Here is a 26,645-nt window from a genome sequence, read left to right as displayed (position 1 = left end):
TCCCCTCACTGCTTCAGGAAGGCTTCTTACAGGCAGGTCCCATTGCTTCCATGAAATACTCGGACATAACAATACACGACCGCAACCCCGTCAAGCGCTGGTTGCAGCGACGCCGCTTCGCGGATGCCCTTGGCGTACTGCGAGATGTCCGGCCGGGAGATCGATTGCGCATTCTGGACTATGGAGCGGGGGATGGCGAACTTGTGCGGCAGATGGCCGGCCTGGCCGACATGGACGTGCTGGTTTTTGAACCGACTCCCGGCCTGATGGCCGAGGCGAGAGACAAACTGGCGGGCCTGGGTTCGGTGGCGTTTGCCGATAACCTCGATGCGGTCGAGTCCGGATGTTTTGATTATGTCTTTTGCCTTGAGGTTTTCGAGCATCTTCCCGAAACGGAAACGCTTGAAGCCATCGCCGAGATTCATCGACTGTTGAGGCCTGGCGGCCTCGCCGTCATTGGTGTGCCCCATGAACTGTTCATCCCGGCGTTGTTCAAGGGCCTTTTCCGCATGTCCCGTCGCTACGGTGACTTCGACGCGAGTCCCGGCAACGTTTTCGCGGCATTCCAGGGGCGTGTACCCACGCAGCGACCCGTTGCGGAGATGTCTCCAGGATTCCGGTATCACTTTCACCACCTTGGCTTCGACTATCGCAAGCTGGAGAAGAGGTTTCAGGGGCGACTTCAGCTTGTGGGGAAATGGTTCAGCCCATTTCCCGTTTTCGGCGCCGCGCTCAACTCGGAGGTCTACCTGCTGTTCAGGAATTCCCGACCGGTCCTTCCTTCGCGCGGACATGGCTGACGAGCCCTATCCGCACATGATCATTTTTTGCGGCAGCGCAGGAATTCGTCCGCAACACAGGGGAGGGCGCGAGTTCGATGTCCGTGTTTGAAAACCGATCCCGTTCCGCTGGTGGGTGACATGGCGCTGATCGAACTCAAGGGCATCGAGCGCGTTTTCCAGCTTGGCGATGCCACGGTCCACGCGCTGGCCGGGCTGGATTTGCGCATCGACAATGGCGAATACGTGGCGGTGATGGGGCCATCAGGCTCGGGCAAGTCGACGCTGCTCAACCTGCTCGGCCTGCTCGACCGCCCCAATGCCGGCGCCTACCTGCTCGAAGGGCGTGACGTGACGACCCTGTCGCCCGACGAGCAGGCGCGGGTGCGCAGCGAACGGATCGGCTTCGTCTTCCAGAGCTTCCATCTGGTGCCGCGCCTGACCGCCGCCGAGAACATCGCGTTGCCGATGACCCTTGCAGGCATCCCGGCCAAGGAACGCAATGCCCGCGTTGCTCAGGCGCTCGCCGGCTTCGGCCTCGAAAATCGTGCCGATCACCGGCCCGACCAGCTTTCCGGCGGCCAACGCCAGCGCGTGGCGATCGCCCGCGCCACCATCATGCAGCCAGCACTGATCCTCGCCGACGAGCCGACCGGCAACCTCGACCGCCATACTGGCGAAGAAGTCGTGAGCCTGCTCGAAGGCCTGAACGCCAGCGGCGTCACGCTGATTGTCGTCACCCACGACCAAGCGTTGGGCGCCCGCGCGCGCCGCCAATTGGGCATGGAAGATGGCCGCATCGAGCACGATAGCGCCCATGCGCCTGGCTGACACCCTGCGTTTCGCCCGCGACGCGGCGACCGGCTACCCGATGCGCACGACGCTGTCGGTGCTCGCCATGTCGATCGGCGTCGCCGCCGTCGTCATCCTGACGGCGCTTGGCGACGGGGCGCGGCGCTATGTCGTCGGCCAGTTTTCGTCGATCGGCACCAACCTCGTCATCGTCCTGCCCGGCCGCTCGGGTACCGGCGGCTTCAATCCGGCCAACGCCATCACGACGACGCCGCGTGACCTGACCATCGACGATGCCGCGGCGCTGCTCCGTGCCGCCGGGGTCCGGCGGGTCGCGCCGCTCGCTGTCGGCACCTCCGAGATCAGCTTCGGCGGGCGCCTGCGTGAAGTCATGGTCGCCGGCTCGGTCAGCGACTTCCTGCCGATCCGCAATTTCGAGCTCACCCAGGGCGGCGGTCTGCCGGATGAGGACTGGAACCGGGGTTCGTCGGTCGCCGTCATCGGCGCGACGATCCGCGACGAACTTTTCGGCGCCGAGCCGGCGGTCGGCAAATTGATCCGTATCGGCGACCGCCGCCTGCGGGTGGTCGGCGTCCTCAAGTCGATCGGTCAGGGGCTGGGAATGAATACCGACGAACTGGTTATCGTGCCGGTGGCGCTCGCCCAGGCCATGTTCAACTCCAACACGCTGTTCCGCATCCTGATCGAAGCCAGGAGCCGCGAGGCGATTCCCGAGGTCAAGGAACAGGTCATGGAAATCCTCAAGCAGCGCCATCGCGGCGAGGAAGACGTCACCGTCATCACCCAGGATGCCGTGCTCGCCACCTTTGACAAGCTGCTCGGCGCGCTGACCTTGGGCGTCGCCGGCATCGCCGCGATCAGCCTGGCGGTGGCCGGCATTCTGGTGATGAACGTCATGCTCGTCGCCGTCACCCAGCGTACCGGTGAAATCGGCCTGCTGAAGGCGCTCGGCGCGCCGGCGCGGACGATCCGCCTGGCCTTCCTGACCGAAGCGGCGATGCTGTCCACGGTCGGCGCGCTGGTCGGCTACCTGCTCGGCGAGTTCGGGGCGTTCGCCCTGCGCCAGTTTTTCCCGGTGTTTCCCGCCTATCCACCCGACTGGGCGGTCATCGCCGGCTTGGCGACCGCGCTGGTGACCGGACTGCTGTTCGGCGTCATGCCGGCGCGCCGGGCGGCGCAGCTTGATCCGGTACAGGCTCTCATGAAGCACTGACATGCTCTTCGCCGACGCCCTCCAGCTCGCCATTCGCGCCGTCACCGCGCAGCGCCTGCGCAGTTTCCTGACACTGCTCGGCATCGCCGTCGGCATCGCTGCGGTAATCCTGCTGACCTCGATCGGCGAGGGCATCCACCGCTTCGTCCTCGGCGAATTCACCCAGTTCGGCACCAACGTCATCACCGTGACGCCGGGCAAGACCAAGACCGGCGGCTCGTCGTCCGGCCTGCCGTCGAGCGCCCGCCCGTTGTCGCTCGAAGACGCCCGCTCGCTCGAACGCCTGCCGCACGTCGTCGCCGTGACCCCCAACGCGCGCGGCAATGCCGAAGTCGAGGGCAACGGCCGCACGCGGCGCACGCTGGTCTACGGCGTCAATGCCCATCTGCCGCAGGTGTTCCGGTCGACCGTGCAAAGCGGCCAGTTTTTGCCGGCCGACGACGAAAGCAGCGCCCGCGCCTTCGTCGTTCTCGGTTCCAAGCTCAGGGATGAACTGTTCGGCAGCGAGAATCCGCTCGGCCAGCGCCTGCGCATTGGCGGCCTGCACTTCCGGGTGATCGGCGTCATGGCGCCAAAAGGCCAGTTTCTCGGCATCGACCTCGACGACACCGCTTTCATTCCGGCGGCCCGCGCTCAGGAGTTGTTCAATCGCGAGGGCGTCGATGAAGTCAACGTTGCCGCCGAGGAAGGCGTTCCTTCGGCGATCGTCGCCAAGGCCATCAAGGAACGCCTGATCGCTCGCCACGGGCGTGAAGACTTCACGATCATTACCCAGGAGGAGATGCTGAAGACGCTGTCCAACATCCTCAACGTGCTGACCATGGCGGTTGGCGCGCTCGGCGGCATCTCGCTGCTGGTTGGCGGGGTCGGCATCGTCACCATCATGACCATCGCCGTTGCCGAGCGCACCGGCGAGATCGGCCTGCTGGTCGCTCTCGGCGCGCGCCGGCGCACCATCCTGCTGCTCTTTCTCGGCGAGGCGGTCGCGCTCTCGGCGCTCGGTGGATTTCTTGGCCTGCTGCTCGGCTTCGGGCTGGCGCAGGCGATTCATTTCGCCCTGCCGGCGCTGCCGGTGCATACCCCGCTCAGCTTTGTGCTGCTCGCCGAGGCCGTCGCCATCGTCATCGGTCTCGCTGCCGGCGTGCTGCCGGCGCGGCGCGCCGCCCGTCTCGACCCGGTCGAGGCCTTGCGTACCGAATGAGCGGGGATCCGGCTGCCACCTTATGCGCCGGACGCGCCCGGGAATCAAGGCGGGCAGATGCCCGTGCATCGCTGCCGTGGTAAAGTCCGCCCACCACGAATGACCCTCGGAGAATAGAATGACGCATCACATCGACCAGCTCCATCCCGGCATGAGCGCCAGCATTGCCAAGACCGTCACTGAAGCCGACATCGTCCTGTTCGCCGGCATCTCGACAGATGTCAATCCGGCGCATCTGGACGAGGAATACTGCAAGGACACCGTGTTTGGCGGGCGCATTGCCCACGGCATGCTGTCAGCCAGCTTCATCTCCGCCGTGCTCGCCAATCACCTGCCCGGTCCCGGCACCATCTACCTGTCGCAGACGCTGAAGTTCCGGGCGCCGGTTCGCCCCGGCGACACCGTCCGGGCCACGGTCACCGTCAAGGAAGTCAACGTCGCCAAGAACCGCGTCACGCTCGATACGGTGTGCACGGTCGCCGGCAAGATCGTCATCGAGGGCGACTGCCTGGTGATGCCCCCGGCGCGCGGGCAGGCGGTCGCCGGAACTGCCTGAGGCTCTTGGCGCTGCACAACCCGAAGACGCCGGCTCTCGCGGCCGGCGTTTTCCGTAGTTTCAGAAAGCCTCGTCGGCGCGCAGGAAGCGCCACTGCCCGAGCGCCAGGTCGCCGAGCTTGACCTTGCCGATGCGCACCCGCTTGAGGCCGGTCACGCGCAGTCCGACCAGTTCGCACATGCGGCGGATCTGGCGCTTCTTGCCTTCGCGCAGGATGAAGTGCAGTTGATCCTCGTTGATCTGCTTGACGCGCGCCGGCTTCAACGGCTTGTCGTCGAGCTCCAGACCGTGGTTGAGCAGCTTGAGGCCATCCTTGACCAGCTCACCGTTGACGCGCACCAGATACTCCTTTTCCGCTTCGCTGTCCTCGCCGATCAGCTTCTTCGCGATCCGGCCGTCCTGCGTCAGTACCAGCAGGCCGGTCGAATCGACGTCGAGGCGTCCGGCCGGCGCCAGTCCGCGCAGCATCCACGGCTTGAATTCCGGGTCACCCGACTGCCTGACCTGTGATGCCGCCGCAATCAGGGTCACCGCCGGCGTCGAGCCGGGCTCCGGCTGGCCGGATACATAACCCACCGGCTTGTTGAGCAGGATCGTCACCTGCTTCGCCTGATCCTGCTTCGCTTCCCTGGAAATCGAGATCTCGGCCTCGGGGTCGATGCGCGATCCCAGCTCAGAAATGCGCTCGCCAGCGACGAACACCCAGCCGCGCTCTATCCACAGGTCTGCCTCGCGCCGCGAGCACATGCCGCGCGCCGACATCACCTTGGACAGACGGACGCCTTCCGGCGGGGCGCCAGGTTCGCGCGCCGGCCGCGCTGCGTGCGGTGGGGCTGCTGGTGCACCAGGCGATTTCCTTGCGGGGGCGGTCGACGGCTTTTTGAACGGCTTTTTCGCTGCACCGCGCGCTGGCGCGGCGGATTTTATCGGGCTCAGTGTACCCGTTGGCCGCTCGCGCACCTTCGCGACCGGCGGCGGTTCAAGCTCGGGCGGCAAATTTACCCTTTTTTCGCCGTCGACTGCAGCAGGGGCCGCAGGTTGACGCCACCTGGCCCACGGATCATCGCTGTCCGCCGGGCTGGGAGGCCGTTTCGGCTTGCGCTCGTTGCCGGAATCACTCATTGGATGGCGAGCAGTTCAACCTCGAAAACCAGCGTCGCATTCGGGGGAATCGCGCCGCCAGCGCCGCGTGCGCCATAGCCGAGCTGCGGCGGAATGGTCAGCTTGCGCGTGCCGCCGATCTTCATTCCCTGGACGCCTTCATCCCAGCCGGAAATCACGTGGCGCTGGCCGAGTGGAAAAGAGAAGGGGTCGCTGCGATCCTTGCTCGAATCGAACTTGCTGCCGTTGGTCAGCCAGCCGGTGTAATGGACGACGACATGGTCGCCGGCCCGGGCTTCGGCGCCCTCGCCGAGGATGGTGTCTTCGTAGATCAGGCCCGAGGCGGTGGTCATTTCAGCCATGAAAAACTCCTTTGCGAAAGGCCGGCAGTCTACCACAAGGCACGACAAGGCTTTGACTTGCTGGAACTTTTCCGTATAATGCACGGTTCCCTGTAACACCCCTTGGTTCATTTTCGGAGTCCAACCATGTATGCGGTCATAAAAACCGGCGGCAAGCAGTATCGCGTTTGCGCTGGCCAAAAACTTAAAGTAGAACAGATACCGGCAGAAGTTGGCGCAGAAATCACCCTCGATCAGGTCCTCATGGTAGGCGAAGGCGAGTCGGTGAAGGTCGGCGCCCCCCTGGTTTCTGGCGCCATCGTCACGTGCACCGTAGTTTCCCACGGCCGCCACGACAAGATCAATATCTTCAAGATGCGCCGGCGCAAGCATTACCAGAAGCATCAGGGCCATCGTCAGAACTATACCGAGCTGCGCATCGACACGATCGCTGTCTGAGTCACAAAAGGAGCTAGCAAATGGCACACAAGAAGGCAGGCGGCAGTTCACGCAACGGCCGCGATTCAGAATCGAAACGGCTTGGCGTCAAGCGTTACGGCGGCCAGTTTGTACTCGCCGGCAACATCATCGTTCGCCAGCGCGGTACCGAGTTCCACCCGGGTGAAAACGTCGGCTGCGGCAAGGATCACACCCTGTTCGCACTCAAGGATGGTACGGTCAAGTTCGCCGTCAAGGGCGCCAGGAATCGCCGCACCGTTATTATCGTTCCGGCCGCCGCGTAAGTCGGCACGGCGGAGACCGAAAGCCCTATCCGCCGGATAGGGCTTTTTATTTGCAGGGGCGGATGATGAAATTCATCGACGAAGCGAAAATCTACGTCAAGGCCGGCGACGGCGGCAGCGGCGTGGCTTCGTTCCGCCGCGAGAAATACGTTCCCCGCGGCGGGCCGGACGGCGGCGACGGCGGCCGTGGCGGCAGCGTCTTCGCGGTCGCCGACCGCAACCTCAACACGCTGATCGACTACCGCTACGCACGCAAGTTCCTCGCCCAGCGCGGCGAGAACGGTCGCGGCGCCGATTGCTACGGTGCTGGCGGCAACGACATCGTGCTGCGGGTGCCGATCGGCACGGTCATTTTCGACCTCAACGGCGAACAGATTCTTGCCGACCTCGATCAGGACGGCACGAAGGTGCTGATCGCCAAGGGTGGCAAGGGAGGGCTCGGCAATATCCATTTCAAGTCGAGCACCAACCGCACTCCGCGCCAGTGCACCAAGGGCGAGCTGGGCGAGGAACTCGAGCTGCGGCTCGAGTTGCGCGTGCTCGCCGACGTTGGCCTGCTCGGCCTGCCGAACGCCGGCAAGAGCACGCTGATCCGCGCGGTTTCCGCCGCTCGTCCGAAGGTCGCCGATTACCCGTTCACCACGCTGCACCCCAATCTTGGCGTCGTTCGTGTCGACCCCGACAAGAGCTTCGTCATGGCCGACGTGCCGGGGTTGATCGAAGGCGCCGCCGATGGTGCCGGCCTCGGCCTGCGCTTCCTCAAGCACCTGCAGCGCACGCGCCTGTTGCTGCACGTCGTCGATATCGCGCCGCTCGACCCCGATGCCGACCCGTTGCGCGACGCGCGGGCGATCGTCAACGAACTGCTCCGGCACGACCCGGCGCTCGTCGCCAAGCCGCGCTGGCTCGTGCTCAACAAGATCGACCTGATTCCCGCAGGTGAGCGCGAAGCCGCCATCGCGAGCTTCGTCGAGGCCTACCGCAAGGAGACCGGCTATGACGGCCCGTGTTTCCCGATTGCCGCGATCAGCGGCGACGGCACGAAGCCGCTGATCTTCGCGGTCTATGAAGCGCTGGAACAGATGGCGCCGCGCGCGGAAGAGCCGTTGGAATCGGTAGCGGATGAATGACACTTCGGGACAGCAGACATGGTCACGCTAGAACAACTCCGTGCCAGAAGGGAAGAACTGATCGCGCTTGCCAGCCGGCACAAGGCTGAAAACATCCGTATCTTCGGCTCGGTTGCCCGCGGAGACGCCAACGAAAACAGCGATGTCGACATTCTCGTTCACTTTCGCGAAGGTGCTTCGCTGTTCGATCTGATCCACCTCATCGATGACACATCGTCCCTGATTCACACAAAAGTCGATGTCGTTTCGGATGGCGGGCTTTCTCCTTACCTCGCAAGGCGCATTCTTTCCGAAGCGGTGCCGTTATGAGCCGGAAAGACCCCAATGTCTTTCTCGCCCATGCCCGTGACTGCGCGGCCAGAATCATCGAATACACCCCAGACGGCGCCGCCAGCTTCCTTGCCGACCCGAAAACCCAGGATGCCGTTCTTCGCAACCTCGAAATCATTGGCCAGTGTTTCAAGGATGCCAATCTGTCCGCCCTGGAAAGCCAGTATCCAGCAGTCCCCTGGCGTGACGTTGCCGCCTTTCGCAACATCTTGGCGCATGCTTACCTAGGCATCGAAATGAGCATTGTCTGGGACATCGTCGCGACGCAGATTGCACCGCTCCACAGCCAACTCAAACAGATGCTCGAAAATTGGAACCCATGACCCGCCTCGCCAAAGCCAAGCGCCTGGTCGTCAAGGTCGGCTCGGCGCTGGTCACCGCCCACGGGTCCGGACTCGACCTCGCGGCGATTGACGACTGGGCGCGCCAGATCAGCGTCATCCGGCGCCAGGGAAGGGAAGTCGTTCTCGTTTCCTCCGGCGCCATCGCCTGCGGGATGCAGCGTCTCGGCTGGAGCAAGCGGCCACGGACGGTCCATGAGTTGCAGGCGGCGGCGGCCGTCGGCCAGATGGGGCTGGTCCAGGTCTACGAAGGCGCATTCTCGCGCTATGGTCTGCAGACCGCGCAGATCCTGCTCACCCATGACGATCTCGCCGACCGCAAGCGTTATCTGAACGCGCGGTCAACGCTGACGACGCTGCTTGACCTCGGCGTCGTGCCGATCATCAACGAAAATGATACCGTGATCACCGACGAGATCAAGTTCGGCGACAACGATACCCTCGGCGCGCTGGTCGCCAACCTAATCGAGGCCGATGCGCTGCTCATCCTGACCGACCAGACCGGGCTGTTTACCGCCGACCCACGCAAGGATCCGGCCGCCACGCTGATCCGCGAGGCGACAGCCGGCGACGAGATGCTGGAAGCCATGGCCGGCGGCGCCGGCAGCGCCATTGGCAAGGGTGGCATGATCACCAAGGTCATCGCCGCCAAGCGCGCCGCGCAGAGCGGGGCGCACACGGCGATCGCCAGCGGCCGCGAGAGCGATGTCATCGCACGCCTGGCCAATGGCGAAGCCGTCGGCACGCTGCTCGTGTCGCAGACCCAGCCGCTGGCGGCGCGCAAGCAATGGCTGGCCGACCACCTGCAACTGGCGGGCCGGCTGTTACTCGACGCGGGTGCGGTCAACGCGCTGAGAGGGGGCAAAAGCCTGTTGCCGATCGGCGTCGTCGCCGCCGAGGGCGATTTCGGGCGCGGCGCGGCGGTCGCCTGCATCGCCCCCGGCGGGGCCGAAGTCGCGCGCGGGCTGTGCAACTACGGTAGCGGCGAAGCCCGCCTGATCGCCCGCAAGTCGACGCTGGAAATTGAGACCCTGCTCGGCTACGTCGACGAGCCGGAAATCATCCACCGCGACAACCTGATCCTGCTTGGCTGAACCGGGAATTGACGGAAATGCGGTCTCCCCTGGTTCTTGTTGCGTAGTCACTTTGTGACTACAATTGGGGTCCGTTAACCGTATCCAGAGAGGCTACAGATGAGCACCGTCGATACCTATGTCCGCGCTCGTATTGACACCGACACCAAGGAGCGTGCCGCCGAGGCGTTGCAGGCGATGGGTCTGTCCATTTCGGACGCCATTCGTCTACTCATGTTGCGCATTGCCGATGAGCGGCGCATGCCTTTCGAAATCAAGGCGCCGAACGCAATGACGCGCAAGGCAATAGCCGAGCTCGAGGCTGGCAAGGGGAAAAGTTTCGTCAGTGTCAAGGCACTGATGGCGGACTTGCATGCGGACGATTGACCGTTCAACCGCGTTCAAGCACGACTACAAACGGGAAAACAAGGGCCGCCACAGGGCAACGCTTGACGCTGACCTGATGACCATACTCGTGGCTTTGGCCGAAGATCAGCCGCCGGACCCACGTTACCGCGATCATGACCTGAGCGGCGCTTGGGCGGGCTACCGCGAGTGTCATGTCAAGCCCGATCTACTTCTGATCTACCGCAAACCCGATGCCGATACCTTGCGCCTGGCTCGTCTTGGCTCGCACAGCGAGCTATTCGGATGAACACTGGCGGATTGTTCCGCGCCGGGAAAGGCGAAGGGCGCCCCGCGGGGCGCCTTTTCTTTTGCGCTGCCGATTCCAGCAACGCGGCAACAAAAAACGGGCGCCGAAGCGCCCGTTTTGATCTGCAACCGGTCAGACCGGATTAGAAGGAGTGACGAATACCAACCTGGACGCCCTGGTTCTTGCCGCCGAAGCCGGAAGCCACAGTCGAGGACTGAGAGAGGGTGGTGACGCCATCAGTTTGAACGCTTGCGGCTGTGTTATAGCTCTGGTTGCCGATGGCATTGACGCCGAAGTCGGCAGCGGAGCCGTCGTCGTTGTCGATCATCGCCCAGGTTGCCTTCAGCATCGTGCGCTTGGACATGTTGTACAGATAGCCGACTTCGTACAGGTTGGCCTTGGAGTTGGCGATGTCCTTAGCAGAGTTGGTGCCGTACCACTGCGCGAGCACGGTGCTCTTGCCGAAGCTGAAGGTGCCGCCGACGCCGAACTTCTGCTGATCGGTATTGTTGTAGACCAGGTTCTGGTTCAGGCTAGCCTTGGTCTTTTCCCACATGGCGCGGACGGACCAGTTGGGGGCGGTATACATGCCGCCGACGCGGAGGTTGTCGACCGACGTGTCAGCAAAGTCACCGAACTGAGCCCAGTTGTAGGTCACGCCACCCATGAAGCCCATGCCTTCCCACTTGATGCCGAGATCATAGCCATAGGCATTGGTTTTGGTAAGTTGGTTGGCAAAGTCGGCCGTGAGGACCGGAACGCCACCATTGGTAGTGGTAGCGACGTAGTTGGTGCCGTAATCCGGAGACTTGTTCTCGAGGTAGGCGGAGTAGACGCCGGCGAAGGAGAAGCCGCCCCAGTTTGGAGACATGTAGGCGACCGAGTTCTTCCAGCGGGTGTCGAAGATCGACGAGCAGGTGCTGCTGCGGCCGCAACCGTTGGCATCCCCATAACCAAGAGTGCCCCCCGCGATGGCAGAATTGGGAGTAGCGGAGAGTATGGAAACGGAGCTCTTGAGGGTCGAACCGGCGATCTTGCCGATAATGCCTTGATTGACGCCGATGCCGGTGGCACCCGGGTTGACGTCAAGGGCGGCGCCCAGGGCACGGGTCGGGCCGGTCAGGTTGCCGAGAACGATGGTGCCGGCCTTGTCGTGGTTGAGGCCGACGAACGAGTCACGGTTGGCAGTCGGGCCGGTGGCATTATCGAAGTTGACGGTCATCTCGTACTGGAACAGAGCCTTGAGGCCGTTGCCCAGATCTTCGCTGCCCTTGAAGCCGATGTAGGACGAGTTGGCGGAGACACGGTTCAATTTAACGTCGTTGGCCTGGCTCGAGGCAGTAAACTGCGAGGCGAGGATGTTGCCGGTAGCGTTGTCAGTGAGGACAGTGCTATTCACGGTGTTTAGCTTGCTGCCACTCTGCCAAACGTAGTCAAACGTGCCGTCGGCAACGCCGTAGACGACGACATTGGTCTGCGCGAAGGCTGCCGTCGAGGCCAGACCGGCGACTGCCAGGGCGATAATTTTCTTTTGCATCAGAATTTCTCCTTAGTGGTTAGTTTTTAATCTCTCTTGCGATTGATTAAGCTTTACCTCTCGATTCGAGAAGTTGAGCCGATTTTGGCAAAGAGCGGACGGGGGGGCAATCGATGTTTGGGGTAAAGGCAAGGTTTGGCGCCCCGTTGTTGTTCTGACGCAACAATCCCCGGCAGAGCGGGCGTAACGGGGATGCTGGTCAGGCCGCGCCGGTGAATCCGTTCCGGCGCCAGGCCTCGAAGACGGTGACGGCGACCGCGTTCGCCAGGTTGAGGCTGCGCTGGCCGGGGCGCATCGGCAGGCGCAGGCGGCGGTCGGGTGGGAATTCGTCGACGATGGCGGCGGGGAGGCCGGCGGTTTCGGAGCCGAAGACGAAGGCGTCGTCATCTGCAAGCTCGCTGGCGAAGGGGCTGGCGCTTCCCCGCGTGGTCATCGCCCACAGCCGGCGCGCGCCGAGTGCAGCCCGGCAGGCCTGCCAGTCGGCGTGGCGGACGACGCGGGCGCATTCGTGATAGTCGAGGCCGGCGCGGCGCAGGGCCTTGTCTGTGAACTCGAAGCCGAGCGGTTCGACGAGGTGCAGTTCGGCGCCGGTGTTGGCGCACAGGCGGATGATGTTGCCGGTGTTGGGCGGGATTTCGGGCTGGTGGAGGACGACGGCGATCATTTACTCGGTTCCTGGCGGGTTGGCCGGGGATCAGCGGCGCAGGGCACGGGCGGCGATGGCCACGGTGATGTCGCCGGCGCCGTGGAGCTTGAGTGTGCGGGCTGCTTCGCGCAGTGTCGCCCCGGTGGTCATCACGTCGTCAACAAGAAGGATGCGCTGGCTGGCAAGGTCGCCGGCGCAGGCGAAGGCGCCGCGCACGTTCCTGGCGCGCTCCTTGAGCGGCAGATCGGCCTGCGGCGGCGTCGCGCGGGTGCGGGAAAGGAGGGTGGGGTCGAGCGGAACGCCGAGCGCCCTGGCGATGATGCGGGCAATTTCGAGCGACTGGGTGAAGCCGCGCGTCCGCAGCCGTGACGGGTGGAGCGGGAGCGGCAGGATGAGATCGTGGCCGGCGGCGCTCAACTCTTGCGCGAGACCGGCTCCGAACCAGCCCGCCAGCGGCAACTGGTGGCCATACTTGAACGCCTGGATCAGACGGTCGACCGGGAATTCGTAGCGAAAAAGCGCGACCGTCCGCACGAAGGCCGGCGGATCCTTGAGGCAGGCGCCGCAACGCTCGCCGAGCGCCGTTTCGTCGCCGCACTGCGGACACAGCGCGGCAGGCACTCGCGGCAGGTCGGCCACGCACGCCGGGCACAACAGGCCGGCGGCGCTGTTGGCGGCGCACAGCAGGCAACTGCCGGGCAGCAGGTGGGCGGTAACGCGGTTCAGGGCAGGTCGCACCGGCTGAGGTAAAATTGACATGTTTACAGGCGTCCCCGACAATTCAGCAACATCGCCACCGGCTTCTTCCGATCTTTCTCAAGCAAGGCCTCTCATGCAAGCAAGCGCACACGCCACCGTTTCCTCCGTTGCCCTGTCGGTTCCCGCCCATCGCTGGGCGGTTGATGAAGTGCTCGCCCTTTACGAACTGCCGCTGATGGATCTGATCTGGCGCGCGCAGGGCGTGCATCGCGAACATTTCGACCCCAACGCCATTCAACGCTCGACGCTGCTGTCGGTCAAGACCGGTGGCTGTTCGGAAGATTGTAGCTACTGTTCGCAATCGGCGCGCTACGAGACTGACACCGGGCGCGAACGCCTGATGCCGCTCGATGAAGTCATTGCCGCCGCCAAGCTGGCCAAGGACAAGGGCGCCTCGCGCTTTTGCATGGGCGCCGCGTGGAAGGGCCCGAAGGACAACGATCTCGACCGCGTGCTTGACATGGTGCGTGAAGTCAAGGCGCTCGGCATGCAGACCTGTGTGACGCTCGGCATGTTGAAAGAAGGGCAGGCCGGGAAGCTCAAGGAGGCCGGGCTCGATTATTACAACCACAATCTGGATACCGACAAGGAATTTTACGGTCAGGTCATCAAGACCCACACGCACGACGACCGTCTCGATACGCTGGAACAGGTGCGCGAGGCGGGAATCAATGTCTGCTCGGGCGGCATCATCGGCATGGGCGAGTCGCGCAAGAACCGCGCCGGGCTGATCGTGCAGCTGGCGAACCTGCCAGCGCCGCCGGAATCGGTGCCGATCAACAATCTGGTGCCGATTCCCGGCACGCCGCTGGCCGACAACCCGCGCCTCGACCCGTTCGAGTTCGTGCGCACCATCGCCGCCGCGCGCATCACCATGCCGAAGTCGTGGGTGCGCCTGTCGGCCGGACGTCAGGAAATGAGCGACGAACTGCAGGCGCTGTGCTTCCTCGCCGGCGCCAATTCGATGTTCTATGGTGACCGCCTGCTAACCACCGGCAATCCGGATGTCGACCGCGATGACCGCTTGTTCGCGCGTCTGGGCGTGAAGGCGGTTTGAGCGCTTCGTTCGTCGACCGCTTGCAGGTCGGGCGGCGTTTTTCGCGGGCGGCTGCGAACTACGACCAGGCGGATTTCCTGGTTCGTGAAATCGACCGCCGCATGCAGGAGCGACTTGATTACGTAAACATCCAGCCGGCGCGCATCGTCGATCTCGGCTGCAGCCGCGGCGGCAGCTTTGCCGGGCTCGCGGCGCGTTACCCGCAGGCGCAACTGGTCGGCCTCGATATTTCGCCCGCCATGTTGCAGGCTGGCCAGGTGCCGCGCCCCGGCTGGCAGCGCTGGCTCGGTCGCGGGCGGCAGAACGAGGCGCAGCGGCTGGCGGCCGATGCCGTGAAGTTGCCCCTGAAATCGCAGTCGACCGCAATCGTCTGGTCCAACCTGCTGCTGCACTGGCTCGACGACCCGCTGCCGGCGCTGGCCGAGGCGCACCGTGTCCTCGAAGTTGGTGGCCTGATCATGTTCTCGACCCTGGGGCCGGATTCGCTGAAGGAACTGCGGTCGGCATTTGCTGACGGCTATGCGCACACCCAGCGTTTCATCGACATGCACGATTTCGGCGACATGCTGGTTGGCTGCGGCTTTGCCGACCCGGTGATGGACATGGAGGTGCTGACGCTGACCTACGACAAGTTCGACGACCTGCTTGGCGACCTGCGCGCCGCCGGGTCGGGCTGCGCGATGAAGGCACGCCGTCATGGCCTGACCGGGCGCCAGTCCTGGGCGCGGGCGCGCGCCGCCTACGAGCGCCTGCGCCGCGCCGGAAAGCTGCCGGCGACCTTCGAGGTCGTCTATGGCCATGCCTGGAAAGTAGCGCCGAAGCAGGCCGCCGATGGCCGCGCCATCATTCGCTTCGAGGCGTCGCGCGGGAAATAGCTTTATTCCGGCTTCTGTCTGAAGAACTTGAGCGGCTTGGTGTTCTCGAACTGCGGTACCGGAATTGCCTTGCGCCGCCGTTCGCGCACCCGCCAGCCAAGCAGGAAGGCCAGCGCTACCGAATAGGCCAGCGGCCACAACAGCGCCGTCACCTTGGCCAGCCAGAAATAGTGCACACAGGCGAGAATGCCGATCAGGTAGACGTTGCGATGCAGTTCCTGCCACTTGCGCCCGCCCAGCTTGCGGATCGCCCACTGGTTCGAGGTCGCGGCGAGCGGAATCAGCAGCACGAAGGCGGCGAAGCCGACGGTGACGAAGGGGCGCTTGAAAATGTCCCGGGCAATGGCGTCAAGCTGGAAAGAATGGTCGAAGCCGATGAAGGACAGGAAGTGCAGCGTCGCGTAGAAGAAGGTGAACAGCCCGAGCATGCGCCGCAGGCGGAGTAGCCAGTGCCACTGCGTCCACACACGCAGCGGCGTGATGCACAGTGTCAGCAGCAGGAAATTGAAGGTCCAGGTGCCGGTCCAGCGCTGGACGAATTCGACCGGGTTGGGGCCGAAATCCCCGGTCCACGCGGCCCATAGCAGACGCCCAAGCGGCAGCAGCGCCAAGAGGAAGAGGGCAGCCTTGAATTGGGTGATCGGCGGCGAGGCGTCTTGTATGGTCATCGTTCAGAAGTTCCTGCGCAGATCCATGCCAGCGTAGAGCCCGGCGACCTGTTCGGCGTAGCCGTTGAAGGGCAGGGTCTTGCGCTTGAAGAATTCGCCCAGCCGGCGTTCGTGGCTCTGGCTCCAGCGCTTGTGCGGCACGTCGGGGTTGACGTTGGAATAGAAGCCATATTCGTCGGGTGCCGCCTTGGTCCACACGGTGGGCGGCTGTTTTTCGACAAAGCGCAGCTTGACGATTGACTTGGCGCCCTTGAAGCCGTATTTCCACGGAACGACGACGCGTAGCGGCGCGCCGTTCTGTTTGGGCATGTGCTCGCCGTACATGCCGAGGCCGAGCAGGGCGAGCGGATGCATCGCCTCGTCGAGCCGGAGCGCCTCGACATAGGGCCAGTCGAGAAAGGGGAGGCGGACGTAGGGCATCTGTTCGGGGTCGGCCAGCGACCAGAATTCGACAAACTTCGCGTTACCGGTGACGTCGCAGCGCCTGATCAGTTCATTGAGCGGAAAGCCGACCCAGGAAATGACGGCGCTCCAGCCTTCGACGCTGACCGTCCATGGCCGGGTGCGCAGGCGGTAAGCATTGCGGCCCGGGCTGTCCTTGTCGGGACCGAACTCGTAGAAGTTGCCGTATTCGGTGACCGAGGCATAGGCCGTCGGTTTCTCGTCAGTCACCGAGAAGGAGCCGGGAATGACCGACTCGAAGCACGTGCGCTCGCCGGTTGCGGCATGGCTCGCTCCGAACAGTCCGCAACCGGCAGCGCCGGCGCCAAGAGCTACGGCGCGCAAGAAGCCGCGGCGCCCGCCATAGACATCGGGCGGAGTGATTGCGGAGGGGGGAATTTCCGGGCGCTGCCCGATCAGCATGGTGCAACCTCACTCTGTACGTTCGTCGAGTAGTCGTGTTGGACCCTCGAAAACCTACAGTGTCCCGCCGATTTCACCCGTGGACCGAAGAAAGAGCCTGCCTGCACAAGCGCAGGCGGCCATCAGCCGCGGATGTAGTGCTCCAGTGCGGAGATGAGAAACTGCTGGTTGCTGATGGTTGCCTTGACCAGGTCGCCGATCGAGACGATCCCAATCACCTTGCCGTCCGCGTCGGAGAGAACGGGCAGGTGGCGGAAATGCTTCTCCGTCATCAACGCCATGCATTCGTCGACGGTTGCGCTCAGGGTGACATAGGCGACCTTGTCGCTCATGATTTCGCTGACCAGCGTTTCCTTCGAGCTCTTGCCGTGAAGGATGAGCTTGCGCGCGTAATCGCGCTCGGTAAAGATGCCGACGAGATCTTCGCCATCGAGAACGAGAAGCCCGCCGACGTCGTGCATGGCCATCAGGCTCAGCGCATGGAAGATGGAATCGGTTGGCGTCACGACGGCGAGCGGCCGGTTCTTGCCAGCCAGCATTTGCTTGAGTGTTATCACGTTGGGTCTCCTCGACGGATTGATCGGTCTTGTCAGCGCAGTCTATCCGTGAGCGGAACGAATGCCAAGATCACGGGACTGCCAAGAAAAGGAGAGGCAGCTCGGGCTGCCTCTCCCGGTTGCCAGCCTAGCGCAGGCCGGCGGCGTATTCAGCGACGGCCTTGATCTCGGGATCGGACATCTTGGCCGCGACCATACGCATCATCTTTTCCGGATCGTTGTTGCGCTCTTCCGTGCGGAAAGTCTTCAGTTGTGCCTCGGTGTACTCGGCGTACTGGCCAGCCAGGCGCGGATACTGGGCAGGCAGGCCGGCGCCAGCCGGGCCGTGGCAACCGGCACAGGCCGGAATACCCTTCTTGAAATCACCCTGACGCCAGATTTTCTGGCCAAGGGCAATCTTCGATTCATCGCTGGCGACGGCTGGCGTCAACTTCTGGCTGGCAAACCAGGCGGCGAGATTCCTCATGTCTTCGTCGGAGAGCGCCGCGACCATGCCGCCCATGATGGCGTTGTTGCGAACGGCAGGCTTGCCGTCTACCGCCTTGAAGTTGTTCATCTGCTTGTACAGGTATTCGGCACCCTGACCGGCGAGATTCGGGTTGGCGGCGGCGGGGCTATTGCCGTCGACGCCATGACAGGCGACACAGACGGTCTCGGCGATGGCCTTGCCCTTGGCAGGATCGGCCTTGCCTTTGGCTTCCTCAGCCGCGTGGGACGTAAAAGTGGTAGCAAGAAGGATTGCCATTGCCGCTGAACGGATCATTTTCGAACTCCTAGTACGCGTCTTGGGGTGCTTTGGCCAGAACGGAAGTTACAAACCTGCTATTCTATAGCACTTCCACACCGCCTTGGCGGCTCCCGAGAGTTTTTTATGCCCTTGTTCCAGCAGGCGGTTTTTTTCACTACCGTCGCCCATCTTCGCGATCTGCCGCAGGATGCGGTCCGCGAGGTTGCCTTTGCCGGCCGCTCCAACGCCGGCAAGTCATCGGCAATCAATACACTGGCGGGACGGACGCGACTGGCCTATGTCAGCAAGACGCCGGGCCGCACGCAGCACCTCAATTATTTCACGCTCGCCGAGGGCCGGTATTTTGTCGATCTGCCCGGCTATGGCTATGCCAAGGCGCCCGAGGGGATCCGTTCGCAATGGGAGGGACTGGTCGGACCCTATCTCGCCAAGCGCGAGCAACTGGTCGGACTGGTTGTCATCATGGATATCCGGCGCCCGCTGACCGATCTCGATCTGCGCCTGATCGACTGGTTCCGGCCGACCGGGCGGCCGATCCACATCCTGCTCTCTAAGGCGGACAAGCTGAGCCGGCAGGAGCAGATCACGGTACTGCGCGCGGTGAAGGCCGATCTGGCGACCTGGGGCGATGCCGGCCTGTACTCGGTGCAACTCTTCTCCAGTCTGAAGCGGACGGGTGTCGACGAGGCCGAAGCCCTGCTTGGCGCCTGGCTGGGCATCGAGGGAAAGGTGCAGGAAAACAAAAGGCCTCCGGAAAAGGGGAATCCGGAGGCCGAAACGCCTTGAACTGGTCAAGACACCCGCTCAGGGAGGGGGAGCGAGAGACAGCGCGTGCCATCTGTTCCATCGGACGCCGGTCGATGCGAAAAGTTCCGCCACAAACGAAAATCCGCGATTTGAATGGCTTGAGGTTCTGACATGACTGCTACCGGGCGTTATCCCGAAACCCGCATGCGCCGGATGCGGCGCGATGATTTCTCGCGCCGCCTGATGCGCGAGACGACCCTTGCGGTCGACGACCTTATTTACCCGGTTTTCGTTCTCGATGGTGATGGGCGCGTCGAGCCTGTGGCCTCGATGCCCGGTGTCGAGCGCCAGTCACTCGATCTCCTGCTGAAAACTGCCGAGCGTGCCGTCAATCTGGGCGTTCCGGCGCTGGCGCTGTTTCCGGTGATCGATGTCTCGCTGAAGTCGCTGGGCGCCGAAGAGGCATTCAACGAAAATGGCTTGGTTCCGCGCACGGTCAAGGCGCTGAAGCGTGAATTCCCGGATCTCGGGGTAATCACCGACGTCGCGCTCGATCCGTACACCAGTCACGGTCAGGATGGCCTGATCGACGAAACAGGCTACGTGCTGAACGACGAGACGCTGGAAGTGCTGGCGAAGCAGGCGCTCTGCCATGCCGAGGCCGGCGCCGACGTGGTGGCGCCATCGGACATGATGGATGGGCGCATCGGTCGCATCCGCGCTGAACTCAACGCGGCTGGGCAGATTCATACGCGGATTCTGGCCTACTCGGCCAAGTACGCATCCAGCTTCTACGGTCCGTTCCGCGATGCGGTCGGTTCGGCCGGCAATCTCGGCAAGGGCAACAAGTACCCCTATCAGATGGACCCGGCGAATTCCGACGAGGCCTTGAGGGAAGTCGCGCTCGACCTCGAGGAGGGCGCCGACATGGTCATGGTCAAGCCGGGGATGCCGTATCTGGACATCGTTCGCCGCGTCAAGGATCGCTTCGGGGTGCCGACCTTCGCCTACCAGGTCAGCGGCGAGTACGCAATGCTGAAGGCGGCGGGGCAGAACGGCTGGCTCGACGAGGAGGCGTGTGTCCTCGAGAGCCTGCTGGCGTTCAGGCGGGCCGGGGCCGATGGCATCCTCACCTACTTCGCACTCGATGCGGCGGAGCATCTGGAGCGTTGACCCGGGCGCCAGTCAGGCGACAACCGGCGCGCCGGACTGCGACAGGCAGGCGAAGTACAGCATTGGCCACTGTTGCGGCCACTGGGCAAGCGGCTCGCGGTTGAAGCCGTTGCGCGCATACTGTTCCCAGCGGCCGACGACATAACAGCGCAGCAGGTTGGCCAGTGAACCGAAGTCGGCATCCGTCTTCAGGGTTTCCTGAGTTGCTGCGATACGCAGAGCCTGTTTCAGGGCCACTTCGATCTTGTCGAGCAGGGCGTTGATGCGTCCCTGCAGGCGCTCGTTTTCATTGACCAGGGCGTCGCCGATCAGGACACGCGTCATCCCGCGGTTCTTCTGGGCGAAGCTCAGCAGCAGTCCGATGATGGACTCGACCTGCTTCAGGCCGTGGGCTTCTTCGGACGTGATCTGGTTGATCACTCCGAACAGGCTCTGTTCGATGAATTCGATCAGGCCCTCGAACATCTGTGCCTTGCTCGCGAAATGCCGATAAAGCGCGGCTTCCGAGCATTCCAGCCGGGCGGCGAGAGCGGCGGTGGTGATCTTTTCCCCCTTCGGGGTTTCCAGCATCCGGGCCAGGGCTTGCAGGATCTGCAGGCGGCGCTCGCCGGGCTTGATGGCCATGGTCATCCTTTTGTCGGTTCCGGTATTTGAATTTTGGCCGGGAATTAAAGTCGACCGCAACGATCCGGGAGATCGCGGACCGAGGTGATTTTTGCATCGACACTGGGTGAGCGGTGGGAGCCAGCGCTGACCCACACGGTCTTCATGCCGAGTTTCTTGGCGGCGACGAGGTTGGCCAGGCTGTCCTCGACCATGATGCAGCGGCGCGGGTCGAGGCGCTCCGCCTGGAGCAGGGCGCGGAAGCCGGAAAGCATTGGCTTCGGCCGGTAGCGGACGCTTTCGACCGAGTAGACCGCATCGAAACAGCAACCAAGCCCAGTGATGGCGAGGATGGCTGCGGCATAGTGACGTGGCGCGTTGGAAAAGATGATCTTGCGTCCCGGCAGGCGACGCAGCGCGTGGATGACCGGGCGCTCGAAGACGACCATGCGCTTGAGGTCGGGAAACTCGTGCGTGGCGCGGAGAAAGTGATCGGGGTCGGTGCCGTGGTGTCGGATCAGTCCGAGCAGCGTTGCTCCGTAGCGAATCCAGTAATCCTGACGGATGGCGGTTGCCTGGTGATGGTCGACACCGAGATGGCGCTCGATGTATTCGGTCATCAAGCGGTTGATGTGGGGAAAGATGTGCGGCGTTGCCTGGTGCAGAGTGTTGTCGAGGTCGAACAACCAGGTTTTCCGCGGGCAGCGCATCAGTGCGACTTGATCATCGTGCCGACGCCGTGGTCGGTCAGGATTTCCAGCAGCAGCGCGTGTTCGACGCGACCGTCAATGATGTGCACGCCCTTGACCCCGTTGCGCGCCGCATCGAGTGCCGCGCCAATTTTCGGCAGCATGCCGCCGGACAGGGTGCCGTCCTCGACCATTTCGTCGATCTGTTTCGGTGTGATGCCGCTGACCAGGTTGCCGGCCTTGTCGAGGACCCCCGGCGTGTTGGTCAGCAGCACCAGCTTTTCGGCCTTGAGCACTTCGGCAATCTTGCCGGCGACGACATCGGCGTTGATGTTGTAGGTTTCGCCGGCCTTGCCGACGCCGATCGGCGCAATGACCGGAATGAAGGCGCCGGTATCGAGCAGGGCGATCAGCGACGGGTCGATCTGCGAGATGTCGCCGACCTGGCCAATGTCGATCAGGTCGCCCGGGATCGCCTTGCTTGCCAGCATCAGCTTCTTGGCGCGGATGAAATTGCCGTCCTTGCCGGTCAGGCCGACGGCCTTGCCGCCGTGCTGGTTGATCATGTTGACGATTTCCTTGTTTACCTGGCCACCGAGCACCATTTCAACCAGGTCCATGGTTTCCGCGTCGGTGACGCGCATGCCCTGGATAAATTCGCCCTTCTTGCCGACGCGGGCGAGCAGGGTTTCGATCTGCGGACCGCCGCCATGGACGACGACGATGTTGAAGCCGACCAGCTTGAGCAATACGACATCGCGCGCGAAGCATTGCTTGAGATGCTCGTCGGTCATCGCGTTGCCGCCGTACTTGACGACGATGGTCTTGCCGTGGAAGCGCTTGATATAGGGCAGTGCTTCGGTGAGAACGGCGGCCTTGATGCCGGGGGCGAGATTGTCGAGACTCATTGTGGGCTCCCTGTGAACTGGCGCGGATTTTACAAAGAAAAAGGCCGGAACGGGGTCCGGCCTTTACCTGGCGCTGACGGGCGGATTACTCGACGGTCAGGCGCTTGTTCTGGCTGGCCGCACGTTTCGGCAGCGTCAACTCGAGCACGCCGTCATTGAACCTGGCAGCGGCCTTGGCATCGTCGATTTCCTGACCCAACTGGAACGATCGGGTCACCTTGCCGAAGTAGCGCTCGGAGCGCAGGACGCGTTCGCCTTCCTTGACTTCCTTTTCCTGCTTGACCTCGGCGCTGACCGATACCTGGTTGCCGTCGACGACGACGTGGATATCCTCCTTCTTGACACCTGGCAACTCGGCGTGCACCAGGTAGTCGTCACCCTGCTCCTTGACGTCCATCCTGATCGTTGGGGGTTGCTGCGTGTTTGTGTTCAAATCGACCGGGCGCACGAAAAAGCCGCGGAAGAGATCCTCGAGCGGATCGAGGCGAGTGATGTTTGCCATGATGTATCTCCTTTACGAATCAAGTTGTCCTGATTTCAATATAGGGGTTCTTTCCGGCGTTTCAAGGCATCCGCTCGATCATGTCGGGCAGCATCAGGATGGCGTCGCGGTTGCTCCACGAAAAGCAGCGTTCTGCCGCCTCCTGCCAGGGCATCCAGGCCCAGTCGCGATGTTCGGCAGGCGTTATCGTTATGGGCTGCGGTTCGGGTAGCAGCAACCCGAAAACATGCTCGACGTTACGGGTAACGCCGGGCGCGTAGCGATGGCGCCACTCGGGGAAAATCTCGAAGGTATTGGTGATCTGCCAGTCCCGCAGCCGGTGGCGCGTACTCTCGATACCGGTTTCCTCGACCACCTCTCGCCTGGCCGTATCGGCGAGTCCTTCGTTCCCCTCGCGGCTACCGGTGACCGACTGCCAGTAGCCCGGATGCGCGCTGCGTTCGAGTAGCAGCACGTCGAGCGCCGGGGTGTGGATGACGACCAGAACCGAGACGGGCTGCTTGAAGCCGGTCATTTCTCGGGCAGTGAGTGAATTCCCGGCGCGTGCGTGTCAAGCAGTATCCACAACGGCGCGCCTGCTGCCCGACGCTCGCCGGCCGCCGCCCGAAGGACCTCCAGCAGGGTCGCGAAAGCCCTGGGGTCGCCCTGGCGAAGGGTTGCGGCGCCATCGACAAAGAGCACATGGCCTTTGCCGGGGAGGCATTCGGGATCGGTAAGGCAATCGACAAGTGCATCGAAATTCACCCCGTACCAGTCCGGGAAGTTCAAGGCTTCACCAAGGCGCCGAAGTGCTTCACCGGCGCTGGCTGCCCGGGAGAGATCCACGGGGATCGAGCGGAGATCAAGCTTTCCGGCAGTTGCATCGATTGCGTTGCGGCGGCTGGCCGGCAGGTAGTAGACAGCGGCCTGGTCGGCCTTGCCGAGGAATTTCTCGCTCATGCCCTATTCCCGAATGCGTCTGAAGGTATGGTAGTGGTCGTCGGTGTAGTAATACTCGTAACCTTGACCGGTGATGATGCGCCGTGCTCCGCGGTCGTGCCGACCCGGAGTTTTCACGGTGTACTCGTGATAATAGCCGCGTTGCCGAAGTGGCAGACGCTTTTCATAATTGCCGAAAACGATGCCGTCGCGCGCGTAGGGGAAAGGCCCGCTATCCTTGATAAGTTCCAGGGTCTGCTGCGCTTCGCGCGGCAAATCCGCGACAAAAACCCAGTTGACCGCGCGGTCTTCGCGAGCGGTGCCCAGCGTTGACCCGATCGCCAGCCAGGCGACGATCAGCAGGCGCAGCCAGTGTTGCATCGGAATCAGGTCGTGCCGACTTCAACCTGCGTCTCAAACTTCTGGCGCAGGCGAATGTGCAACTCACGCAACTGCTTCTCGTCGACGCTGCTTGGGGCATCGGTCAACAGGCACTGGGCGCGCTGGGTCTTGGGGAAGGCGATGACGTCGCGGATCGATTCGGCGCCGGTCATCATCGTGACGATGCGGTCGAGGCCGAAGGCCAGGCCGCCGTGCGGTGGTGCGCCATACTTTAGCGCATCGAGCAGGAAGCCGAATTTAGACTGCTGTTCCTCGGGGCCGATATTGAGCGCCTTGAATACCGTTTCCTGGATTTCGGCGCGGTGAATACGCACCGAACCGCCGCCGATTTCCCAGCCGTTCAGCGCCAGATCGTAGGCTTTGGCCAGGCACTTGCCCGGATCGCTCTTGAGCAGCGCGACGTGTTCGTCCTTGGGGCTAGTGAAGGGATGATGGCAGGCAGTCCACCGCTTGTCTTCCTCGTCGTATTCGAACATCGGGAAGTCGATAACCCACAGCGGTTCCCAAGCGTTGCCGTTGACGAAGCCCTTCTCGTGGCCAATTCGGGTGCGCAGGGCGCCAAGTGCGTCGTTGACCACCTTGGCCTTGTCGGCGCCGAAGAAGATCAGGTCGCCGGACTGGGCACCGGTGCGGTCGACGATGATTTTCAGCGCATTTTCGTGCAGGTTCTTGACGATCGGACTTTGCAGGCCGGTTTCGTTCAATTGCGTGACGTCATTGACCTTGATGTAGGCCAGGCCGCGCGCACCGTAAATGGCAACGAACTTGGTGTATTCGTCGATTTCGCCGCGCGTCAGGCTGGCGCCACCGGGTATGCGCAGGGCGGCGACGCGACCGTTTTCGCTGTTGGCCGTGCCGGAAAACACCTTGAAGGCAACGTCCTTGACGGCGTCGGTGACTTCGGTGAGTTCGAGCGTCACGCGCAGGTCGGGCTTGTCCGAGCCGAAGCGGTTCATCGCCTCGGCGCAGGTTATCCGGGGAAATGGGTTCGGCAGGTCAACGTCGATCGCATCCTTGAAAACGTAGCGGATCAGTTTTTCGATCAGGTCAATGATTTCGTTCTCGGTCATGAACGAGGTTTCGATATCGACCTGGGTAAATTCGGGTTGGCGATCGGCGCGCAGATCCTCGTCGCGGAAACATTTGACGATCTGGTAATAGCGGTCGTAACCGGCGACCATCAGCAGCTGCTTGAACAATTGCGGCGACTGCGGCAGGGCGAAGAACTGGCCGGGGTGCACGCGCGACGGCACGAGGTAGTCACGGGCGCCTTCCGGGGTGGATTTGGTCAACATCGGCGTTTCGATGTCGATAAAACCATTATCGTCCAAGAAGCGGCGGAAGGCGCGCGCCGTCTTGTAGCGCAGCATCATGTTGTTCTGCATCTGCGGGCGGCGCAGGTCGATGACGCGATGCAGCAGGCGAACGTTTTCGGAGAGGTTGTCCTCGTCGAGCTGGAATGGCGGCGTCACCGCCGGATTCAGGACTTCGATCTCGTGGCAGAGGATTTCAATCGCGCCGGAGGCGAGGTTGGTATTGGTCGTGCCGGCAGGCCGCGGACGTACCTTGCCGGTAATCTTCAGGCAGAACTCGTTGCGTACCGATTCGGCAATGGCGAACATGTCGGCTCGGTCCGGGTCGCAAACGATTTGCGCCAGACCTTCGCGATCGCGCAGGTCGATGAAGATGACACCACCGTGGTCGCGGCGCCGGTGGGCCCAGCCGCAGAGGGTGACAATCTGCCCGTCGAGGGCCGCGCTTAGCTGTCCGCAGTAATGGGTACGCATGAAACTTTCCGGTTGAATCAGGTTTTTTTGATGGCAGGAGTGTGCAGTGGTGGCGCCACGACGCCCATCGAGATGATGTACTTGAGGGCTTCGTCGACGGTCATGTCGAGTTCGATGACATCCTGGCGGGGCATCATGAGGAAGAAGCCGGAAGTCGGGTTCGGGGTGGTCGGCACGTAGACGCTCAAATACTCGCCCTGCAGATGATTGACGACATCGCCGCCGGGCCTACCGGTCAGGAAGGCGATCGTCCAGCAGCCTGCACGCGGATACTGGACGAGCAAGGCCTTGCGGAACGCGTTGCCGCTTGACGAGAAGAGCGTGTCGGAAACCTGCTTGACGCTGTGATAGACCGAATTGACAAAGGGTATGCGCGCGAGAAGCATCTCCCACCAGACGACCAGCTTCTGGCCGATGAAATTGGTGGCCAGCAGGCCGGTCAGCAGGATCATCGCGAGCGTAAGAAGCGATCCGACACCCGGGATCGGAAAGCCGATGAGTGTTTGCGGATGAATCGCCTGGGGAAGCAGGAGTAGCGACTGGTCCAGCGTGCTGACGATGAAAGACAGTACCCAGCCGGTGATCACCAGGGGCACCCAGATCAGGAGTCCGGTAAGGAAGTAGCGTTTGATCAACTGGCGGCGCACGGAGCGCACGCTCCGGTCCCTCCCTGGCAGGGCGGGGCGCTTTCGCCCTTGGCCGCGGGTTTGCCGCCGCCCTTGAAATCCGTGGCATACCAGCCGTTGCCCTTGAGCTGGAATCCGGCAGCCGATAGCAGCTTGTTGTAGCTTTCCGTTCCGCATTCCGGGCATGTTGTGAGCCGCGGATCGTTCATCTTCTGCAAATGCTCTTTCTGGAAGCCGCAGGAGTCACAGCGATATTCGTAGATCGGCACGGGGATCCTCCAAAATCCAAGATTATAAACGAGA

The 26,645-nt window shown here is 62.9% G+C and carries 36 protein-coding genes; 17 read left to right on the top strand and 19 right to left on the bottom strand.

Going from position 1 to position 26,645, the window contains the following annotated elements; genetic code table 11:
- The first annotated feature begins 50 nt into the window (after positions 1-50).
- The 5 genes from IPP03_10365 (at position 51) to IPP03_10345 (ending at position 4,562) form a co-directional block, all read left to right on the top strand.
- Complete coding sequence (locus IPP03_10365; protein MBL0353033.1) at positions 51-800, top strand: methyltransferase domain-containing protein; 750 nt, start codon at positions 51-53, stop codon at positions 798-800.
- A gap of 120 nt (positions 801-920) precedes the next feature.
- Complete coding sequence (locus IPP03_10360; protein MBL0353032.1) at positions 921-1,610, top strand: ABC transporter ATP-binding protein; 690 nt, start codon at positions 921-923, stop codon at positions 1,608-1,610.
- The gene (locus IPP03_10355) at positions 1,597-2,805 is read left to right on the top strand and encodes an ABC transporter permease (protein ID MBL0353031.1); all 1,209 of its coding nucleotides are present in this window, start codon (positions 1,597-1,599) and stop codon (positions 2,803-2,805) included. Before IPP03_10360 ends, IPP03_10355 begins: the two co-directional genes overlap by 14 nt.
- Position 2,806: 1 nt before the next feature.
- The gene (locus tag IPP03_10350; protein ID MBL0353030.1) at positions 2,807-4,006 is read left to right on the top strand and encodes an ABC transporter permease; all 1,200 of its coding nucleotides are present in this window, start codon (positions 2,807-2,809) and stop codon (positions 4,004-4,006) included.
- A gap of 118 nt (positions 4,007-4,124) precedes the next feature.
- A complete protein-coding gene (locus IPP03_10345; GenBank protein ID MBL0353029.1) occupies positions 4,125-4,562 on the top strand; it encodes a MaoC family dehydratase in 438 nt (145 codons plus the stop codon).
- 60 nt (positions 4,563-4,622) lie between these two features.
- On the opposite strand, the gene IPP03_10340 is transcribed toward IPP03_10345, so the two are convergent.
- Together IPP03_10340 and IPP03_10335 are read right to left on the bottom strand one after the other, a co-directional pair.
- Positions 4,623-5,684, bottom strand: a complete 1,062-nt coding sequence (locus IPP03_10340) for a pseudouridine synthase (protein ID MBL0353028.1) — start codon at positions 5,682-5,684, stop codon at positions 4,623-4,625.
- Complete coding sequence (locus tag IPP03_10335) at positions 5,681-6,025, bottom strand: FKBP-type peptidyl-prolyl cis-trans isomerase (GenBank protein ID MBL0353027.1); 345 nt, start codon at positions 6,023-6,025, stop codon at positions 5,681-5,683. The genes IPP03_10340 and IPP03_10335 overlap by 4 nt, the downstream gene beginning before the upstream one ends.
- A 126-nt stretch (positions 6,026-6,151) precedes the next feature.
- Here IPP03_10335 and rplU point away from each other — a divergent pair, with 126 nt between their 5' ends.
- From rplU to IPP03_10295, 8 genes are all read left to right on the top strand, one after another.
- The gene (rplU, locus tag IPP03_10330) at positions 6,152-6,463 is read left to right on the top strand and encodes a 50S ribosomal protein L21 (protein ID MBL0353026.1); all 312 of its coding nucleotides are present in this window, start codon (positions 6,152-6,154) and stop codon (positions 6,461-6,463) included.
- Between the two features lie 20 nt (positions 6,464-6,483).
- A complete protein-coding gene (rpmA, locus tag IPP03_10325; protein ID MBL0353025.1) occupies positions 6,484-6,747 on the top strand; it encodes a 50S ribosomal protein L27 in 264 nt (87 codons plus the stop codon).
- Positions 6,748-6,812: 65 nt separating this feature from the next.
- Positions 6,813-7,877 (top strand): GTPase ObgE, encoded by a 1,065-nt coding sequence (gene obgE / locus IPP03_10320; GenBank protein ID MBL0353024.1) that lies wholly within the window; start codon positions 6,813-6,815, stop codon positions 7,875-7,877.
- Positions 7,878-7,895: 18 nt separating this feature from the next.
- Positions 7,896-8,186 carry a nucleotidyltransferase family protein gene (locus tag IPP03_10315; GenBank protein MBL0353023.1) on the top strand — a complete coding sequence of 97 codons (291 nt, stop codon included), beginning with the start codon at positions 7,896-7,898 and terminating at the stop codon, positions 8,184-8,186.
- Positions 8,183-8,530, top strand: a complete 348-nt coding sequence (locus IPP03_10310; protein ID MBL0353022.1) for a DUF86 domain-containing protein — start codon at positions 8,183-8,185, stop codon at positions 8,528-8,530. The genes IPP03_10315 and IPP03_10310 overlap by 4 nt, the downstream gene beginning before the upstream one ends.
- Positions 8,527-9,642, top strand: a complete 1,116-nt coding sequence (locus IPP03_10305) for a glutamate 5-kinase (protein MBL0353021.1) — start codon at positions 8,527-8,529, stop codon at positions 9,640-9,642. Before IPP03_10310 ends, IPP03_10305 begins: the two co-directional genes overlap by 4 nt.
- Before the next feature lie 99 nt (positions 9,643-9,741).
- A complete protein-coding gene (locus IPP03_10300; protein MBL0353020.1) occupies positions 9,742-10,008 on the top strand; it encodes a type II toxin-antitoxin system RelB/DinJ family antitoxin in 267 nt (88 codons plus the stop codon).
- A complete protein-coding gene (locus IPP03_10295; GenBank protein MBL0353019.1) occupies positions 9,995-10,276 on the top strand; it encodes a type II toxin-antitoxin system YafQ family toxin in 282 nt (93 codons plus the stop codon). Before IPP03_10300 ends, IPP03_10295 begins: the two co-directional genes overlap by 14 nt.
- A 142-nt stretch (positions 10,277-10,418) precedes the next feature.
- Here the strand turns inward: IPP03_10295 and IPP03_10290 are convergent, their stop codons facing one another.
- From IPP03_10290 to IPP03_10280, 3 genes are all read right to left on the bottom strand, one after another.
- A complete protein-coding gene (locus tag IPP03_10290) occupies positions 10,419-11,813 on the bottom strand; it encodes a porin (protein MBL0353018.1) in 1,395 nt (464 codons plus the stop codon).
- 199 nt (positions 11,814-12,012) lie between these two features.
- Positions 12,013-12,477 carry a tRNA (cytidine(34)-2'-O)-methyltransferase gene (locus IPP03_10285; GenBank protein MBL0353017.1) on the bottom strand — a complete coding sequence of 155 codons (465 nt, stop codon included), beginning with the start codon at positions 12,475-12,477 and terminating at the stop codon, positions 12,013-12,015.
- Between the two features lie 30 nt (positions 12,478-12,507).
- Entirely contained in the window at positions 12,508-13,218 is a 711-nt protein-coding gene (locus IPP03_10280; GenBank protein MBL0353016.1) for a ComF family protein, read from the bottom strand.
- 73 nt (positions 13,219-13,291) lie between these two features.
- Here IPP03_10280 and bioB point away from each other — a divergent pair, with 73 nt between their 5' ends.
- Both bioB and IPP03_10270 read left to right on the top strand, forming a co-directional pair.
- Complete coding sequence (gene bioB, locus IPP03_10275) at positions 13,292-14,275, top strand: biotin synthase BioB (GenBank protein MBL0353015.1); 984 nt, start codon at positions 13,292-13,294, stop codon at positions 14,273-14,275.
- On the top strand, positions 14,272-15,150 hold the full coding sequence (locus tag IPP03_10270) for a methyltransferase domain-containing protein (GenBank protein MBL0353014.1): 879 nt from the start codon (positions 14,272-14,274) through the stop codon (positions 15,148-15,150). The genes bioB and IPP03_10270 overlap by 4 nt, the downstream gene beginning before the upstream one ends.
- A gap of 2 nt (positions 15,151-15,152) precedes the next feature.
- Here the strand turns inward: IPP03_10270 and IPP03_10265 are convergent, their stop codons facing one another.
- The 4 genes from IPP03_10265 to IPP03_10250 all read right to left on the bottom strand — a co-directional run bounded on the left by IPP03_10265 (position 15,153) and on the right by IPP03_10250 (position 18,002).
- Positions 15,153-15,818 (bottom strand): sulfoxide reductase heme-binding subunit YedZ, encoded by a 666-nt coding sequence (locus IPP03_10265; protein ID MBL0353013.1) that lies wholly within the window; start codon positions 15,816-15,818, stop codon positions 15,153-15,155.
- Positions 15,819-15,821: 3 nt separating this feature from the next.
- Positions 15,822-16,682 carry a protein-methionine-sulfoxide reductase catalytic subunit MsrP gene (msrP, locus tag IPP03_10260; GenBank protein MBL0353012.1) on the bottom strand — a complete coding sequence of 287 codons (861 nt, stop codon included), beginning with the start codon at positions 16,680-16,682 and terminating at the stop codon, positions 15,822-15,824.
- A 122-nt stretch (positions 16,683-16,804) separates the two neighbouring features.
- Positions 16,805-17,221: a CBS domain-containing protein gene (locus IPP03_10255; protein MBL0353011.1), complete on the bottom strand. Its 417-nt coding sequence runs from the start codon at positions 17,219-17,221 to the stop codon at positions 16,805-16,807.
- Positions 17,222-17,366: 145 nt separating this feature from the next.
- Entirely contained in the window at positions 17,367-18,002 is a 636-nt protein-coding gene (locus IPP03_10250) for a cytochrome c4 (GenBank protein MBL0353010.1), read from the bottom strand.
- Between the two features lie 108 nt (positions 18,003-18,110).
- Here IPP03_10250 and IPP03_10245 point away from each other — a divergent pair, with 108 nt between their 5' ends.
- Complete coding sequence (locus tag IPP03_10245; protein ID MBL0353009.1) at positions 18,111-18,773, top strand: YihA family ribosome biogenesis GTP-binding protein; 663 nt, start codon at positions 18,111-18,113, stop codon at positions 18,771-18,773.
- Positions 18,774-18,905: 132 nt separating this feature from the next.
- Entirely contained in the window at positions 18,906-19,907 is a 1,002-nt protein-coding gene (gene hemB, locus IPP03_10240) for a porphobilinogen synthase (GenBank protein MBL0353008.1), read from the top strand.
- Positions 19,908-19,919: 12 nt separating this feature from the next.
- Here the strand turns inward: hemB and slmA are convergent, their stop codons facing one another.
- The 10 genes from slmA to IPP03_10190 form a co-directional block, all read right to left on the bottom strand.
- Positions 19,920-20,531 (bottom strand): nucleoid occlusion factor SlmA, encoded by a 612-nt coding sequence (gene slmA, locus IPP03_10235; GenBank protein ID MBL0353007.1) that lies wholly within the window; start codon positions 20,529-20,531, stop codon positions 19,920-19,922.
- Between the two features lie 44 nt (positions 20,532-20,575).
- Positions 20,576-21,220 carry a pyrimidine 5'-nucleotidase gene (locus IPP03_10230; GenBank protein ID MBL0353006.1) on the bottom strand — a complete coding sequence of 215 codons (645 nt, stop codon included), beginning with the start codon at positions 21,218-21,220 and terminating at the stop codon, positions 20,576-20,578.
- Positions 21,220-22,107 (bottom strand): acetylglutamate kinase, encoded by an 888-nt coding sequence (argB, locus tag IPP03_10225; GenBank protein ID MBL0353005.1) that lies wholly within the window; start codon positions 22,105-22,107, stop codon positions 21,220-21,222. Before argB ends, IPP03_10230 begins: the two co-directional genes overlap by 1 nt.
- Before the next feature lie 85 nt (positions 22,108-22,192).
- Positions 22,193-22,609 carry an Hsp20/alpha crystallin family protein gene (locus tag IPP03_10220; GenBank protein ID MBL0353004.1) on the bottom strand — a complete coding sequence of 139 codons (417 nt, stop codon included), beginning with the start codon at positions 22,607-22,609 and terminating at the stop codon, positions 22,193-22,195.
- Between the two features lie 61 nt (positions 22,610-22,670).
- The gene (gene nudB, locus IPP03_10215; protein MBL0353003.1) at positions 22,671-23,123 is read right to left on the bottom strand and encodes a dihydroneopterin triphosphate diphosphatase; all 453 of its coding nucleotides are present in this window, start codon (positions 23,121-23,123) and stop codon (positions 22,671-22,673) included.
- On the bottom strand, positions 23,120-23,548 hold the full coding sequence (locus IPP03_10210) for a barstar family protein (GenBank protein MBL0353002.1): 429 nt from the start codon (positions 23,546-23,548) through the stop codon (positions 23,120-23,122). Before IPP03_10210 ends, nudB begins: the two co-directional genes overlap by 4 nt.
- Before the next feature lie 3 nt (positions 23,549-23,551).
- Positions 23,552-23,908, bottom strand: a complete 357-nt coding sequence (locus IPP03_10205; protein MBL0353001.1) for a ribonuclease — start codon at positions 23,906-23,908, stop codon at positions 23,552-23,554.
- A 5-nt stretch (positions 23,909-23,913) separates the two neighbouring features.
- The gene (gene aspS, locus IPP03_10200; GenBank protein MBL0353000.1) at positions 23,914-25,716 is read right to left on the bottom strand and encodes an aspartate--tRNA ligase; all 1,803 of its coding nucleotides are present in this window, start codon (positions 25,714-25,716) and stop codon (positions 23,914-23,916) included.
- 17 nt (positions 25,717-25,733) lie between these two features.
- Entirely contained in the window at positions 25,734-26,348 is a 615-nt protein-coding gene (locus IPP03_10195; protein MBL0352999.1) for a DUF502 domain-containing protein, read from the bottom strand.
- Positions 26,348-26,611: a zinc ribbon domain-containing protein gene (locus IPP03_10190; GenBank protein ID MBL0352998.1), complete on the bottom strand. Its 264-nt coding sequence runs from the start codon at positions 26,609-26,611 to the stop codon at positions 26,348-26,350. The genes IPP03_10195 and IPP03_10190 overlap by 1 nt, the downstream gene beginning before the upstream one ends.
- Positions 26,612-26,645: the final 34 nt, after the last annotated feature.

It is taken from the genome of Candidatus Dechloromonas phosphoritropha, assembly GCA_016722705.1.
Lineage (GTDB): Bacteria > Pseudomonadota > Gammaproteobacteria > Burkholderiales > Rhodocyclaceae > Azonexus > Azonexus phosphoritrophus.
Note: the sequence above shows the minus strand (reverse complement) of the source record. Positions and strands in the feature narration are given on the sequence as shown.